The organism is Vibrio sp. PNB23_22_6, from assembly GCF_052877535.1.
Genome location: NZ_JBNFXP010000006.1, coordinates 56,464 through 70,296, shown reverse-complemented (window position 1 = coordinate 70,296; position 13,833 = coordinate 56,464). Strand labels below are relative to the sequence as shown.

Sequence of the window (13,833 nt, the reverse complement as noted above, 5' to 3'; positions counted from 1 at the left end):
TGTCTTCCTGTCGCTTACAATGTCTCTACAGAGATACTTTTCATTATAAAGACCTGTCAGACTAGCGCTATCTAATATTATGCGATAGGGCTCTCATGGTTTATTTACTTCCATTTTTCACCGTTATGATCTGGGGGGGCAATGCCATCATCAACAAAATGGCATCGAGCACTATTGAACCGAGTGCAATGAGTTTCTATCGTTGGTTTTTGGCAATGCTGATCCTAACGCCATTCTGTTTACCCACGGTGATCAGGCAGCGTCATATTATTCGTCCTTACCTCACCAAACTGGCAGTGCTCGCATTGTTAGGTATGGTATTAAACCAATCTCTCGGTTACTACGCAGGCCTAACGACCACGGCATCGAACATGGCACTGATCTCTTCATTAGTACCGCTGATTAGCGTATTCTTGAGCGTGCCTCTACTTGGCAAATCTATTTCCATGTTAAGTCTGGTTGGCGGTGTCCTTTCATTAGCAGGGTTAGCATTTATGCTAGGGCATGGTGATATCAGCTATTTCCTTCACCAAAATATGACTCAAGGCGACAGCTTGATGCTAGCAGCCTCGCTCTGCTACGCGATTTACTGTGTGTTGCTCAAACGCTGGAAAATGCCCTTCAACAGCCTGACTCTAGTGTACATGCAAGGGGCATTCACTTTGGTCATGTTGATGCCTTTATGGCTTCGCAGCGAGCAGTTGCTACCAAGCCAAAGCGCGCTTCCATTGATCGCCTATGCGGGTATTGCCGCTTCTATTTTTGCACCACTAATGTGGGTGAAAGCGATCGACTTAATCGGTGCGGATTCTAGCGCAATGTTCATGAATTTGATGCCCGTGGTCTCCGTTGCCCTTGCGTCATCCTTGTTGGGTGAGCAGGTGTACAACTATCACATTATCGGCGGTATGCTGGTTATCTCTGGAGTCGTTCTTTCGCAGATAAAGGTACGAAGAAAGACGCCAATCACCAGTCCAGAGTTACCACCAGCAACCTCTTAATGAACAGTGAACAAGCCACGGAATCTACCGTGGCTTTTTTGATTTCAAGAAGTCTACAAAAGTTAACATTTTGTTGCGCCACCTATTCCAGAACCAAGTGCTTACTGATACATTGAAACGACAATATTGATGAAACAGCAACGCACAAAGGAATGACAGATGAGCAGTGGTCAAAGAGACATTACCCTTCGTTTTCTAGCGGAACCCGGGGACGTAAATTTCGGTGGTAAGGTGCACGGCGGTGCAGTCATGAAGTGGATCGACTTAGCGGCCTATGCCTGCAGCGCAGCTTGGAGTGGCAAATACTGCATTACCGCGTATGCTGGAGGGATTCGCTTTGTCGCTCCGATTCACGTGGGTAACCTGGTAGAAGTCAGCGCTAAGGTTATTTATACGGGACGAAGCTCTATGCACATCGCAATTGATGTTCAAGCCTGCGATCCTAAAAAGATGAAAAATCGCTTAACCACTCATTGCATCGTGATCATGGTTGCCGTTGATGAAAATGGCAAACCTATCGACGTACCTAAATGGATTCCTGAGTCCGATGAGGATAAAGCGCTCGAACAGTCAGCGATTCGCTTAATGAACATGCGCAAAGAAATTGGCGAAGAGATGGAAGCGCACGTTAAATACCCAAAATGATTCCTTTCAGCGCAAACTGATTCCCCATCATGCATGAAGCAATGTCATCGTTGCTTCATTTGCTTGCGCTCTGTCATAAATATTTCACTTTGTTTTGCTTAAATTCCATCACTATTCTGGCGTTGTATAGAGTTTGGATCTTGAGATTGAAGAACACCACATTGAGTGAAGTGACACTCTCCAATTTAAAATCCGTTGAATACCAATGGGTCAGAACCATGTATGTCGAAGGCTACAACGAAGCTGAAATCAACCACTACATTCAAGCTTGCTTTGGTGGCGATGTTACTTTCGCGGATCTATTTCGCCGCGTTGCGCTTCAGAAAGAGAGTTTATATACACTGCTTCAATACGTCGGATGCGCACCTTCCAGTCGTGAGTTTTAGATTGTTCTACATTTAAACCCAAGGCAACTCGCTGCTTAACCCTTCCTACTGGTTAGACTCCCTTCCCAAGGCACAATCCATATTGGTATTATCCCTTCACCTCAGAATATCCCTACATTATTTATGTGAAGTGAGACGCATGGCCTATCTCTGTCTCTCTGTATACTCCATTACAAAATCGCTAGGCTATCTCTACATTTTCGATACGCATAAAAAACCTGAGTCGTGACTCAGGTTATGGTTACAAAAACTGTTAGTGATTAAAACGTAAGGAACTAAGCTAACAGCCAGCTATGCGTAACGCCAATAAAGCCTGATATTACTGATCGGCGGCCAAACCAAAGAGCGTAATATCAAAGCTATATAAGGGCGACCATTGGTCGCCCTTTTCTTTTTATTCTTTCAGTTCATACTTAACGACCAAATTAAGTATTAACCTTTGACACCACCAGCGGTTAGGCCACCAACCAACCAGCGCTGTGCAAGCAAGAATACTGCTGTAATTGGCACTGCTGAAAGTACCGCAGCGGCTGCAAAGTCACCCCACAAATAGTTTTGTGGGTAGAGGTATTGTTGCATGCCAACAGCAAGAGTGTATGAGTTTACATCAGATAGCAGCAGCGACGCTACAGGAACTTCGCCTATCACCATGATAAATGAAAGAATAAACACTACTGCTAAAATTGGTACAGACAGTGGAAGCAATACTAGACGGAATGCTTGCCAAGGCGTCGCACCATCGAGTGCTGCTGCTTCTTCTAAAGAAGAGTCAATACTTTCAAAGTAACCTTTAATCGTCCACACATGCAGAGCGATACCGCCTAGGTAAGCAAAAATCAAACCACCATGCGTATTCAAGCCTAAGAATGGGATGTATTGTCCAAGCTTGTCAAACAGTGCGTATAGAGCAACCAGAGCCAGTACCGCTGGGAACATTTGGAAGATCATCATCGCCTTAAGGATTGTGTTTTTACCTTTAAACTTCATACGTGCAAACGCATAAGCTGAAGTTGTTGATAACGCCACAATCAAAATAGCCGAAATGCCCCCAACTTTAACGGAGTTCCAAAGCCATGTCATAACCGGGAACGGTGGTGGCGTAATCGAACCATCCGCATTGGTCACGGATATTCCTAGTGCTAATTTCCAGTGATCTAATGTCGGGTTATCAGGGATCAAACTGCCCGTTGCAAAGTTACCCTCACGGAATGAAATCGCGATGATCATCAATAACGGGAAAATGATCAGTGATAGAAACGCCCACATTGCGATATGTGTAGCCCAAACACGGTATTTTAATGACTTACCTTGTACCATTGCCATTGTTCTGTCTCCTTAATCTTGAGCTACTTTAGTTACACGAAGGTTTAGAAGAGCCAATGCGCCCACTAACAAGAAGATCAACGTTGCGACTGCACTTGCCAGACCAAAATCTTGGCCACCAGCACCTTCAAACGCGATGCGGTACGTGTAGCTTACAAGTAGATCCGTGTAACCTGCTGGTTCAGATGTACCAATCATGTTCGGACCACCACCCGTCAATAGCTGGATAAGTACGAAGTTATTGAAGTTAAATGCAAAGCTTGCAATCAGTAATGGCGTCAGTGGCTTCAGCATCATAGGTAGAGTGATGCGAGTGAAGTTGGTGATGAAGTTGGCACCGTCGATAGCTGACGCTTCATATAAGTCATCAGGAATCGCCTTAAGCAGCCCCATACATAGAATCATCATGTAAGGGAATCCCAACCATGTGTTCACCACAAGAATCATTGTTTTCGCCATGAACGGGTCTGAGAACCATGCAGGACTAATACCAAACAGCCCTTCAAGTAGCATATTTATCTCACCAAAGCTTTGGTTGAAGAGGCCTTTAAAAATCAAGATTGAGATAAACGCTGGTACCGCATATGGCAGGATAAGCAAAAGTCGGTAAACAGCACGGCCTTTCAGTGCTTCCCATTGAACAACACTGGCAAGAACTAAACCAATAACAAGCGTAAATAATACCGTTAAAGCAGAAAATATAATCGTCCAAATAAAGATGCTGATGAATGGTTCTTTAATGCCATCATCCTTCCAGACACGCTCAAAATTATGTGTGCCAATATTCACAACAAAGCCCGGAGAAACCGTATTGCCGACAAACTGCCCATTTTCATCTACAGGCTGATAGTAGCCAACTTCCATATTTGGACGCAGTGTTTCGTTGGTACGGTTGTTGTATAGCGTTTCACCATCGTTTTGTAGCGTATATAGAGGTACCACAGCAGCAAACTTACGCAGGCCACTCATACGGATATCATCACCGTCTGGAAAATGTAGGTCTACGCCACTTAATGCACTGCGGTTCTTAACGATAGTCTTGATTGGCTCCTTCTCACCCGTTACTTCAGTGATTGGCACTAGATCAAGATCTGTTGCAGAGAAGCCTTGTAACTGGAAGGTAGGCGTCGCTAAAAGCTCTTCGCCTTTCTTAACCACAATTTGATGCCCCTGCTCAGTCTTATACAGAGTAAACGGGTAGCTATCACCACTTTGGTATGTTCTGTCTAGCAGCACAGTCTGTGCACGGTCAAAGGAGAGTTGATTTTTTGCACTGTAGTTAGTAAACGCTAACCCTATAGTATATGCCAATGGGAAAAGGATGAATAAAATCATCCCAGCGATACCCGGGTAGATATATCGGTGAGCGTAGGTCTTTTTACTACCAAAGATATACAGTGCTAAAGCGGTAAGAAGAAGCGTAAGTAACGCAAACGCAATCTCACCACGAGAATACATAAGAATTGTTGCGTAGCCATTAATAATGCCGACTGTGCCTAATAGTGCCCACTTGATAAACACTTTTTTGCTGCTCGGAAGGTTGGCTTCTGGTGCTGTCATAGCATTTGTACCTTGAACTGACTGCATAGGGAACCTGCTAGCGAATAGAGAATAAATATAGAAAAGTAAGGAGGAGTTACCCCCTCCTTAAAAGGGTATTACTGAATTATTTTGTCATTTGTTTTTCTGCGTCAGCTAGAGCTGCGTCAACGGATTGGCGACCATCAACAACATTGATGATAGCGTTTTTAGCTGCACCCCAGAACGCGTTCATTTGTGGAATGTTTGGCATGATTTCGCCGTTCATCGCGTTGTCCATTGTTGCCGCGATACGAGCATCTGAATCTAGCTCACGTTGGAACGAGTTAAGCGCTACCGCACCTAGTGGCTTATCACTGTTAACCATACGTAGGCCATCGTTTGTTAGTAGGTAGTTCTCAATGAACTCCACTGCTAGGTCTTTGTTTGGTGATGCCGTACTGATGCCTGCTGTTAGAACACCAACGAATGGCTTAGAAGATTGGCCTTGGAACTTAGGAAGCGTAGTTACGCCGTAGTTCACGCCAGACTTCTCGATGTTGCCCCATGACCATGGACCATTGATAGTCATCGCTGCAGTACCTTGGTTAAATGCAGACTCAGATACTGAGTAGTCCATATCAGCAGAGATCACGCCTTTGTCTACTAGACCTTTAACGAAGTTCATTGCATCTTTCACGCCTTCGTTTGCGATACCAGCGTCTTGCACGTCGTAACCGTCAGAGGTGTATTTGAACGCATAACCGCCATCAGCTGCCATTAGTGGCCACGTGAAGTACGGTTCTTTTAGGTTCCACATGATTGCAGACTTACCGTCTTTCTTAAGTTTCGCGTCTAGCGCTGCCACTTCTTCCCAAGTCTTAGGTGGGTTTGGAACAAGATCTTTGTTGTAGATTAGAGATAAAGACTCAACTGCTACAGGATAGCCAATCAGCTTGCCATCGTAGCGTACTGCATCCCATGCAAAATCAACGATGCCTTCTTGGATTTCTTTAGATGGTTTAATTTCAGCTAGTAGACCTGCTTCCGCGTAGCCACCAAAGCGATCGTGAGCCCAGAATACGATATCAGGACCATCACCTGTCGCTGCAGTTTGAGGGAACTTGTCTTGTAGCGCATCTGGATGAGCCACTGTTACTTTAATGCCAGTGTCTTCTTCAAACTTCTTACCAACTTCTGCAAGGCCATTGTAACCCTTGTCACCGTTGATCCAGATAGTGAGTTGTCCTTCCTCGATAGCAGCATTTGCACCAAAAGAACCCAGTGCAACAAGAGTACCTAGTGCTGCAGCGCTTAATTTTTTCATGTTCGTATCCTTTTTATATTTTTGATGTAGGGCTAGTCCATTGAGGTTCAGCCATATTTCGACACATATCATCTGAAATTATCTATTGTGTCTCATCCTCCTAACCCCTACGCCCTTGCCATTATGACGTATTTTCGTGATCTGAATCGCCAAGGGTTGGGGACTCAAATCACAAAATGAACACTTCCTGTGATCAGATTCAACTTTAGGCCATGCAATAATGTGATTTCTGCCCAAATCATTCATTACGCGTATTTTTCTACTCCTCCCTGCCTACTCCCCCTACATTTATTTTGTTTGGGAGGATGTCGCATTGAGCACGATCTTAGAAACTGCAGCCATCCAATAATGGATGGTAAGAACCCTTTCCCAGCATTCCCTACCCTGTAGGTTATAGATTTGCTGGTTTGCATTGCCATACGAGTGGTATGTCATTATTAGTGTTGTTTGTGGTAATTAATTCACGGGGGAGACGATACGAATAATGTGGGGGAGATACACTCGTATTTGGCTAGGAGGGGTAGTGTTCCTATTTATGACATTTTGAACATTACCCTATTTTTCTTACCACCATTAATAACTTACCAATTCCTACTGTTACTGCTCGCGAGATAACTCATATAATGATGAGCGGTAAATAATAAAAAATTGATCGAGGACGAGCTACATGGCGAGTGTCACGTTAAAAAATGTTTGTAAAGCGTATGGCGACGTACTGATTTCTAAAAACGTAGACCTAGAGATCAACGAAGGTGAGTTCGTTGTCTTCGTAGGTCCATCTGGTTGTGGTAAATCTACCCTACTACGTTGTATTGCCGGTCTTGAAGACATTACTTCGGGTGATTTGTATATTGGTGACCAACGCATGAATGATGTAGAGCCATCCAAACGTGGTGTTGGTATGGTTTTCCAATCCTATGCGCTATACCCACACCTTAACCTCTATGACAACATGTCATTTGGTCTAAAACTGGCTAAAGCTGACAAAAAAGAGATCGATAAGCGCGTTGAACACGCTGCAGAAATTCTTCAACTTGGTCACCTACTAGAGCGTCAACCAAAAGCACTTTCTGGCGGTCAACGTCAACGTGTTGCTATCGGCCGTACACTGGTGTCTCAGCCAAATGTATTCCTTCTTGATGAACCACTTTCCAACCTGGATGCTGCATTGCGCGTTAACATGCGTGCACAAATCACTAAGCTGCAACGCCAGTTAGGCTGTACCATGATCTATGTCACGCACGATCAGGTAGAAGCGATGACAATGGCAGATAAAATTGTAGTTCTAGACGGTGGTTTCGTATCACAAGTTGGTAAGCCATTGGAGCTATACCACTATCCACAAAACCGTTTCGTTGCTGGTTTTATTGGCTCACCAAAAATGAACTTCATGAGTGTGTTCATTGATGAAGTCGAAGCTGAGCGCGTTAAAGTTCAACTGTCTAACGGTGTGTCTTTCTGGATCCCTGTCGATGGCACCACCGTTAATCGTGGCGATCGTATGTCTCTAGGTGTTCGTCCTGAGCATCTAGTAACGGCAAACGAAGCGGATGCAACGATTAAAGGCGAAGTCATGATTGTCGAGAAATTGGGTAACGAAACTCAGGTATACCTAAACTTAGAAGGCGCAGATGCTGACGTGATTTTCCGTCAACCAGATACATTAGCCGTCGACACGGGTGACAAACTGGAAATTGGCATTCCTGCACACCGTTGTCACCTATTCCACAGCGATGGGCGCGCTTGCCGACGCCTATACAAAGAAAACGGCATCGAGATCGAATAAACACGGTTGCTTGTTACCAATCCCTCTCAATCGAGAGGGATTTTTTTGTTTGAGAAAGTGAAAAATAGAAGCTTGGGGCGGCACTCTTTTGGATATTTTTCTTTAATAGCGAGATATAATTGACGTAAATAAACCCATAATGAGTACTAACCATGTCTTCACATCCAACCGAAATTACTTTTTTCGAGTTCCTCACTCCGCTGATCACAGCGGGTAAAAAGACCATCACTATCCGCGACGAATCAGAAAGTCACTATGTGCCAAATACAGAAGTCGAAGTCTTTACTTTAGAGACTAATCGCAAGGTATGTAACATTCGAATACTGTCAGTAGAACCATTGAATTTCGACGACATCAACGAGTTCCACGCCGAACAAGAAGCCATTGAGCTACCAAAACTGAAAGAGCTGATCCGTGAGATCTATCCAAATATTGATGAACTTTATGTGATTGAGTACGAGTTGATCAAATAACACCCAGGAAAAGCTAGGCGACTGGTCTAATTTTGTTTATGGTAGATTCATGAACGCAAAAACGAACGATACTCGTCAACACATCTTAGATGTCGGCTACCAATTGGTCGTCGCCAAAGGCTTTACTAGCGTAGGGTTATCCGAATTGCTCAAAGTAGCGGATGTACCCAAGGGTTCTTTCTATCACTACTTTAAGTCGAAAGAACAATTTGGCGAGGCTTTAATTGAAGCTTACTTCACGCGTTATCTTAAGATGATAAAGGTTCACTTTTCAGAAAGTGATGGCTCTGGTTGTGATCGTATACTCAGTTACTTTGAACGTTGGATGGCGATCGAAAATGGCCAATGCAACGCCAACAAATGCCTGGTCGTAAAGTTGAGCGCTGAGGTTTCCGATCTATCTGATGCAATGCGGATTAAACTCGCCAACGGCGCAAGTCAGGTTGTGAAAGCCATTGAAGAGTGTATTCAAATTGGTTTAAACGATGGCTCTATTCAGGTAGCGTCTGCAGAAGAAACCGCCCACTTGCTCTATCACCAATGGATTGGCGCGAGTTTGCTGAATAAGCTGTATCTAGATCGCTCGGGTTTACAATGTAGCTTTAAAAGCACACAAAATATGTTAAAAGCTGAATAATCAGCCACACTTAATCCGCCTTCTCTTTAATCAAAAAGTACGGCGGATTTTTTAGGAATCAATACTAGACGACTGGTCTAATAACTACTAAGGACACAACATGACTCAATCACTGAACCGTCAAATCGTTCTCGCCAATCGCCCTGTGGGCTCTCCAGTTCAAAGTAACTTTCGATTAGAGCAAACGGCTATCCCTACCCCAAGCAAGGGCGAAGTGCTTTTGCGCAGCGTGTACCTATCTCTAGACCCGTATATGCGTGGACGTATGAGTGACGCGAAGTCTTACGCCGATCCAGTTGAAATCAACGATGTGATGGTTGGGGGGACGGTGTGTCAGGTTGCCGCTTCTCAGCATCCAGATTACCAACAAGGCGAGTGGGTGGTGGCTTACACGGGTTGGCAGGATTACGCACTTTCTGATGGTGAAGGCCTGTTTAAACTCGGTAACGAGCCGACTCACCCGTCTTACGCGCTTGGCGTGCTGGGTATGCCGGGCTTTACCGCTTATGTGGGCCTGCTTGAAATCGGTCAGCCAAAAGTCGGTGACACTCTGGTTGTGGCAGCTGCGACTGGCGCTGTAGGCTCGATAGTTGGTCAAATAGGTAAGCTGAAAGGCTGCCGTGTGATTGGTGTTGCAGGCAGCGCAGAGAAGTGCCAGTACGCAAAAGAAACATTGGGCTTTGATGAGTGTCTGGATCATACCGCAGAAGACTTTGCCGAGCAGTTAGCTGCAACTTGCGACAAAGGCATCGATGTCTACTTTGAAAACGTAGGCGGAAAAGTGTTTGATGCCGTATTGCCTCTGCTTAACGTCGGTGCTCGCGTTCCACTTTGTGGTTTAATTTCTCAATACAATGCCACTTCACTGCCAGAGGGCCCAGATCGCATGTCGCTGCTAATGGGCAACATTCTGGTTAAACGCATCAAAATGCAAGGCTTCATCATTTTTGATCACTATGAGCAAAATTATTCAAACTTCGTCAAAGACGTTAGCCACTGGGTAGCAGAGGGAAAAATTCACTACCGTGAACACTTAGTTCAGGGGTTAGAAAATGCACCAGAAGCTTTTATTGGTCTCCTTGAAGGCAAAAACTTTGGCAAGTTGGTTATACAAACGAATCAACCGCTTTAAATAAAAGGAATGTTCAATGATCAAGCTACATCACCTAAACCAATCTCGTTCAAAACGAATCATATAGATGTTTGTTGCTAAAGATAGCGCGCAAACAAACTTTCTAGCCGACTATGCCGATGCAGAAATGATGAAAGTGAGGAGCTACGTTGATCAAAGCCTAGAAAGGAAAACTTGCTTTATTGAAGAACGCCTGACTGGTGCGAATTTCATGATGTCGTTTGTTGTCGATGTCCTAAACAAATTCGGCATGATTGACCGCTTCTCTAATATTCAGCGTTATGGCGCACAACTTTCGACTCATCCTTCTTTTCACAAGGCAGAAGAGCTTGAAGTGAAATTCGGTTAATTCATTTTTACCGCTCAATCGATTGAGAATTTCTGTCTATTGTGAACGATTTAAAATAGGCAGCAATTTTTCTCACAAACCACTATTAAATGTTATTTTTAATCCACACAACAAACAATGTTAATTGACAGTAAGTTATTATTTAACAATCACTTAATGCGTACGTGATACCTATCACACTTGCTATTAATGATAGTTTTCATTCTCATTATCATTGCTATTCTCCTCGCATAATTTTCGGATTCATCCAAAAGACAAGATTTATCATCACTATTGCAAGGAAATTTAAATGAGCAAGAAACTGACGACAGCAGCAGGTTGCCCTGTTGCACATAACCAAAATGTTATGACTGCTGGCTCACGCGGTCCTCAATTATTACAAGATGTTTGGTTCCTTGAAAAATTGGCACACTTTGATCGTGAAGTGATCCCAGAGCGTCGTATGCACGCAAAAGGTTCTGGTGCTTACGGTACGTTCACAGTAACTCACGACATCACAAAATACACTCGCGCTAAGATCTTCTCTGACATCGGGAAAAAAACAGAACTATTCGCTCGCTTCACTACAGTAGCTGGTGAGCGCGGTGCCGCAGACGCAGAACGCGACATCCGTGGTTTCGCACTAAAATTCTACACAGAAGAAGGTAACTGGGACTTAGTTGGTAACAACACGCCTGTATTCTTCCTACGTGACCCACTAAAATTCCCAGATCTAAACCACGCAGTAAAACGCGACCCTCGCACTAACATGCGCAGCTCTACCAGCAACTGGGATTTCTGGACATCACTACCAGAGGCTTTCCATCAAGTGACCATCGTAATGAGTGACCGTGGTATCCCAGCGTCTTATCGTCACATGCATGGTTTTGGTAGTCATACGTTCAGCTTTATCAACGCAGAAAACGAGCGTTACTGGGTGAAATTCCACTTCAAAACTCAGCAAGGCATCAAAAACCTAACTGATCAAGAGGCAGAAGCGATCATAGGGAAAGACCGTGAAAGCCACCATCGTGACCTTTACGAAGCGATTGAACGTCAAGACTTCCCTAAATGGAAGATGTACGTACAGATCATGCCTGAGCTTGAAGCCGATGAAGTCAACTTCAACCCATTCGACCTAACACGTGTATGGTCTCAAAAAGATTACCCATTGATCCCCATTGGTGAATTTGAACTAAACCGTAACCCAGAAAACTTCTACGCAGAAGTTGAACAATCAGCGTTCAACCCAGCAGCTGTCGTACCGGGTATCGGATTCTCTCCAGACAAGATGCTGCAAGGCCGTTTGTTCGCTTACGGCGATGCTCAGCGTTACCGTTTAGGTGTGAACCACCATCAAATCCCTGTGAACGCTCCTCGTTGCCCTGTTCACAGCTACCACCGCGACGGCGCGATGCGAGTTGATGGTAACTTTGGCTCAACATTGGGCTACGAGCCAAACTACAAACAAGAATGGGCAGAGCAACCAGACTACTCTGAGCCACCACTACGTATCAACGGCAACGCTGATCACTACGATCACCGTGTAGACGAAGACTACTTCAGCCAAGCGGGTGAGCTATTCCGCCTGATGAACGAAGAACAACGTCAAACTCTGTTCGACAACACGGCTCGTGCAATGGACGGCGTGCCTGATTTCATCCAACAGCGCCACGTTCAACACGCTTACCAAGCAGACGAAGCGTACGGCAAAGGTCTTGAGATTGCGCTAGGCTTAAACAAGTAAGCGAACGCTGCAAGTATCACACTGTGTGACTAACAGACATAAAAAAGGAGGTGCCCTAAGGCACCTCCTGATTTCAAATCACTAATCACAATCAATGCTCAAGGAGATTCATTATGATCAACTTAGATTTCTTTAAGCTCTTTGATACCCAAGAACTGTTTATCTATTACTGATTCATCAACTACTGATTTTTAGCTACCGCTTTGATCAGTACTGATGTATCCATGCGACCTAAACCATCGCGTTGAAGGTCTGCGTATTGCTCATCCACTTTCTTAGTCAGTGGAAGGTCTAAACCCACTCGCTCTGCTTCTTGCAAACAGAAGCCTAGATCTTTGCGCATCCAGTCGATTGCAAAACCAAAATCAAACTTACCTTCCGCCATGGTATTTGCACGGTTTTCCATCTGCCATGAACCTGCGGCGCCGTGTTTCAGTGTTTCAACCACTTGGGCAATGTCCAAGCCTGATTTTTGTGCCAGCAGCAAAGCTTCACTTAGACCTTGTAGCACGCCACCAATACAAATTTGGTTTACCATCTTACAGCGTTGGCCTTGGCCGTTTTCACCCAGTAGTGTCATCTGCTTCGCGTACACGTCCATCGCTGGAGACACGCGATCGAAAATACTTTGCTCACCACCACACATGATGGTTAGTACGCCGTTTTCTGCGCCCGCTTGACCACCAGAAACCGGTGCATCAATGAAGTGATTGCCGTATTGAGCGCACGCTTCGGCAAGCTCTACCGCCAAGTCAGCAGATGTCGTCGTGTGGTCAACCAACACTGCACCCGCGTTTAAGCCAACCAAGATGCCCTCTTCACCGTATACGACGCTGCGTACATCATCGTCGTTGCCAACACAAGTAAAGACAATGTCACAACCTTCGGCAGCTTCACGTGGTGTCTCACACGCTACGCCTTGGTATTCTTCAGCCCACTTATCTGCCTTAGCTTTGGTACGGTTGTACACTTTGGTTTCAAAGCCCGCTTTACTTAAGTAACTAGCCATTGGGTATCCCATAACACCCAGACCGATAAACGCTACTCGTAGTTTATCCATTGCAAGACTCCTGAATTCGAATTAGTTTCGTTTTAAAGTATGTTACTAAAGAATTCAAACCATTACCTGCAATTTATGTAAAAACCTAGTTGACTTTCGCCGGACAGATTATTAACGTTTACACATCGGACTGTAGCGCAGCTTGGTAGCGCACCGTCATGGGGTGTCGGGGGTCGCTGGTTCAAATCCAGTCAGTCCGACCATTTTCAATTCCCCCCTCATGATTTCCGCAATATCAGCACACAGTATCTAAATCGCACTTCTCTAACTTTTTAGTGCGCCAAAAGATAGCATTCACTCCTCCGTCTCACTTTATCAAGCCTATGTGACCTCAGCTCGGGATAATCTAAGCCATTCAGCACAGTGATGAGCCAATATTTTGTGAATGGTAACGCGTTGCGAACAGAGAACCTCAGAGCAAAAAAAAGCCTCGCAACGGCGAAGCATTATAGGTTTCATGTGATTCAGTT

General features: G+C 44.7%; 12 protein-coding genes, 1 tRNA gene and 1 pseudogene. 10 read left to right on the top strand and 4 right to left on the bottom strand.

From position 1 onward, the window contains the following. Positions 1–95: 95 nt before the first annotated feature. The 3 genes from ACVA54_RS07025 (at position 96) to ACVA54_RS07015 (ending at position 2,032) form a co-directional block, all read left to right on the top strand. Positions 96–1,001, top strand: coding sequence for a DMT family transporter (locus ACVA54_RS07025; protein WP_099080381.1), 906 nt, complete (start codon positions 96–98; stop codon positions 999–1,001). 159 nt (positions 1,002–1,160) lie between these two features. Further along, positions 1,161–1,646: an acyl-CoA thioesterase gene (locus ACVA54_RS07020; protein WP_099080382.1), complete on the top strand. Its 486-nt coding sequence runs from the start codon at positions 1,161–1,163 to the stop codon at positions 1,644–1,646. Between the two features lie 140 nt (positions 1,647–1,786). Beyond that, positions 1,787–2,032 (top strand): hypothetical protein, encoded by a 246-nt coding sequence (locus ACVA54_RS07015; protein WP_099080383.1) that lies wholly within the window; start codon positions 1,787–1,789, stop codon positions 2,030–2,032. Positions 2,033–2,464: 432 nt separating this feature from the next. On the opposite strand, the gene malG is transcribed toward ACVA54_RS07015, so the two are convergent. The 3 genes from malG to malE form a co-directional block, all read right to left on the bottom strand. Beyond that, complete coding sequence (gene malG, locus ACVA54_RS07010) at positions 2,465–3,355, bottom strand: maltose ABC transporter permease MalG (RefSeq protein WP_099080384.1); 891 nt, start codon at positions 3,353–3,355, stop codon at positions 2,465–2,467. Between the two features lie 12 nt (positions 3,356–3,367). After that, a complete protein-coding gene (gene malF / locus ACVA54_RS07005) occupies positions 3,368–4,942 on the bottom strand; it encodes a maltose ABC transporter permease MalF (RefSeq protein WP_446579381.1) in 1,575 nt (524 codons plus the stop codon). Positions 4,943–5,021: 79 nt separating this feature from the next. Further along, positions 5,022–6,200 (bottom strand): maltose/maltodextrin ABC transporter substrate-binding protein MalE, encoded by a 1,179-nt coding sequence (gene malE / locus ACVA54_RS07000; RefSeq protein ID WP_099080386.1) that lies wholly within the window; start codon positions 6,198–6,200, stop codon positions 5,022–5,024. A gap of 667 nt (positions 6,201–6,867) precedes the next feature. Between malE and malK the strand changes: the two genes are divergently transcribed. The 6 genes and pseudogenes from malK (at position 6,868) to ACVA54_RS06970 (ending at position 12,303) form a co-directional block, all read left to right on the top strand. Then, complete coding sequence (gene malK, locus ACVA54_RS06995; protein ID WP_099080387.1) at positions 6,868–7,986, top strand: maltose/maltodextrin ABC transporter ATP-binding protein MalK; 1,119 nt, start codon at positions 6,868–6,870, stop codon at positions 7,984–7,986. 152 nt (positions 7,987–8,138) lie between these two features. Continuing rightward, positions 8,139–8,459, top strand: coding sequence for a N(4)-acetylcytidine aminohydrolase (yqfB, locus tag ACVA54_RS06990; RefSeq protein WP_099080388.1), 321 nt, complete (start codon positions 8,139–8,141; stop codon positions 8,457–8,459). Positions 8,460–8,508: 49 nt separating this feature from the next. Further along, positions 8,509–9,096, top strand: a complete 588-nt coding sequence (locus ACVA54_RS06985; protein WP_099080389.1) for a TetR/AcrR family transcriptional regulator — start codon at positions 8,509–8,511, stop codon at positions 9,094–9,096. A gap of 100 nt (positions 9,097–9,196) precedes the next feature. Then, complete coding sequence (locus ACVA54_RS06980) at positions 9,197–10,228, top strand: NADP-dependent oxidoreductase (protein ID WP_119464369.1); 1,032 nt, start codon at positions 9,197–9,199, stop codon at positions 10,226–10,228. 67 nt (positions 10,229–10,295) lie between these two features. Further along, positions 10,296–10,577: pseudogene (locus tag ACVA54_RS06975) on the top strand (glutathione S-transferase); the annotation flags it as partial. Between the two features lie 289 nt (positions 10,578–10,866). Next, positions 10,867–12,303, top strand: coding sequence for a catalase (locus ACVA54_RS06970; protein ID WP_446608353.1), 1,437 nt, complete (start codon positions 10,867–10,869; stop codon positions 12,301–12,303). A gap of 181 nt (positions 12,304–12,484) precedes the next feature. On the opposite strand, the gene ACVA54_RS06965 is transcribed toward ACVA54_RS06970, so the two are convergent. After that, positions 12,485–13,363, bottom strand: coding sequence for an NAD(P)-dependent oxidoreductase (locus ACVA54_RS06965; protein ID WP_119464368.1), 879 nt, complete (start codon positions 13,361–13,363; stop codon positions 12,485–12,487). A 126-nt stretch (positions 13,364–13,489) separates the two neighbouring features. Here ACVA54_RS06965 and ACVA54_RS06960 point away from each other — a divergent pair. Continuing rightward, positions 13,490–13,566: transfer RNA gene (locus ACVA54_RS06960), tRNA-Pro, on the top strand. Positions 13,567–13,833: the final 267 nt, after the last annotated feature.

What these genes read in the sequence shown, in the direction of transcription:
- ACVA54_RS06970 (WP_446608353.1), top strand. Translation starts at nt 10,867, where the DNA reads ATGAGCAAGAAACTGACGACAGCAGCAGGTTGCCCTGTTGCACATAAC.
- malF (WP_446579381.1), bottom strand. Translation starts at nt 4,942, where the DNA reads ATGCAGTCAGTTCAAGGTACAAATGCTATGACAGCACCAGAAGCCAAC.
- ACVA54_RS06980 (WP_119464369.1), top strand. Translation starts at nt 9,197, where the DNA reads ATGACTCAATCACTGAACCGTCAAATCGTTCTCGCCAATCGCCCTGTG.
- ACVA54_RS06985 (WP_099080389.1), top strand. Translation starts at nt 8,509, where the DNA reads ATGAACGCAAAAACGAACGATACTCGTCAACACATCTTAGATGTCGGC.
- ACVA54_RS06965 (WP_119464368.1), bottom strand. Translation starts at nt 13,363, where the DNA reads ATGGATAAACTACGAGTAGCGTTTATCGGTCTGGGTGTTATGGGATAC.
- ACVA54_RS07020 (WP_099080382.1), top strand. Translation starts at nt 1,161, where the DNA reads ATGAGCAGTGGTCAAAGAGACATTACCCTTCGTTTTCTAGCGGAACCC.
- malE (WP_099080386.1), bottom strand. Translation starts at nt 6,200, where the DNA reads ATGAAAAAATTAAGCGCTGCAGCACTAGGTACTCTTGTTGCACTGGGT.
- yqfB (WP_099080388.1), top strand. Translation starts at nt 8,139, where the DNA reads ATGTCTTCACATCCAACCGAAATTACTTTTTTCGAGTTCCTCACTCCG.
- ACVA54_RS07025 (WP_099080381.1), top strand. Translation starts at nt 96, where the DNA reads ATGGTTTATTTACTTCCATTTTTCACCGTTATGATCTGGGGGGGCAAT.
- malK (WP_099080387.1), top strand. Translation starts at nt 6,868, where the DNA reads ATGGCGAGTGTCACGTTAAAAAATGTTTGTAAAGCGTATGGCGACGTA.
- malG (WP_099080384.1), bottom strand. Translation starts at nt 3,355, where the DNA reads ATGGCAATGGTACAAGGTAAGTCATTAAAATACCGTGTTTGGGCTACA.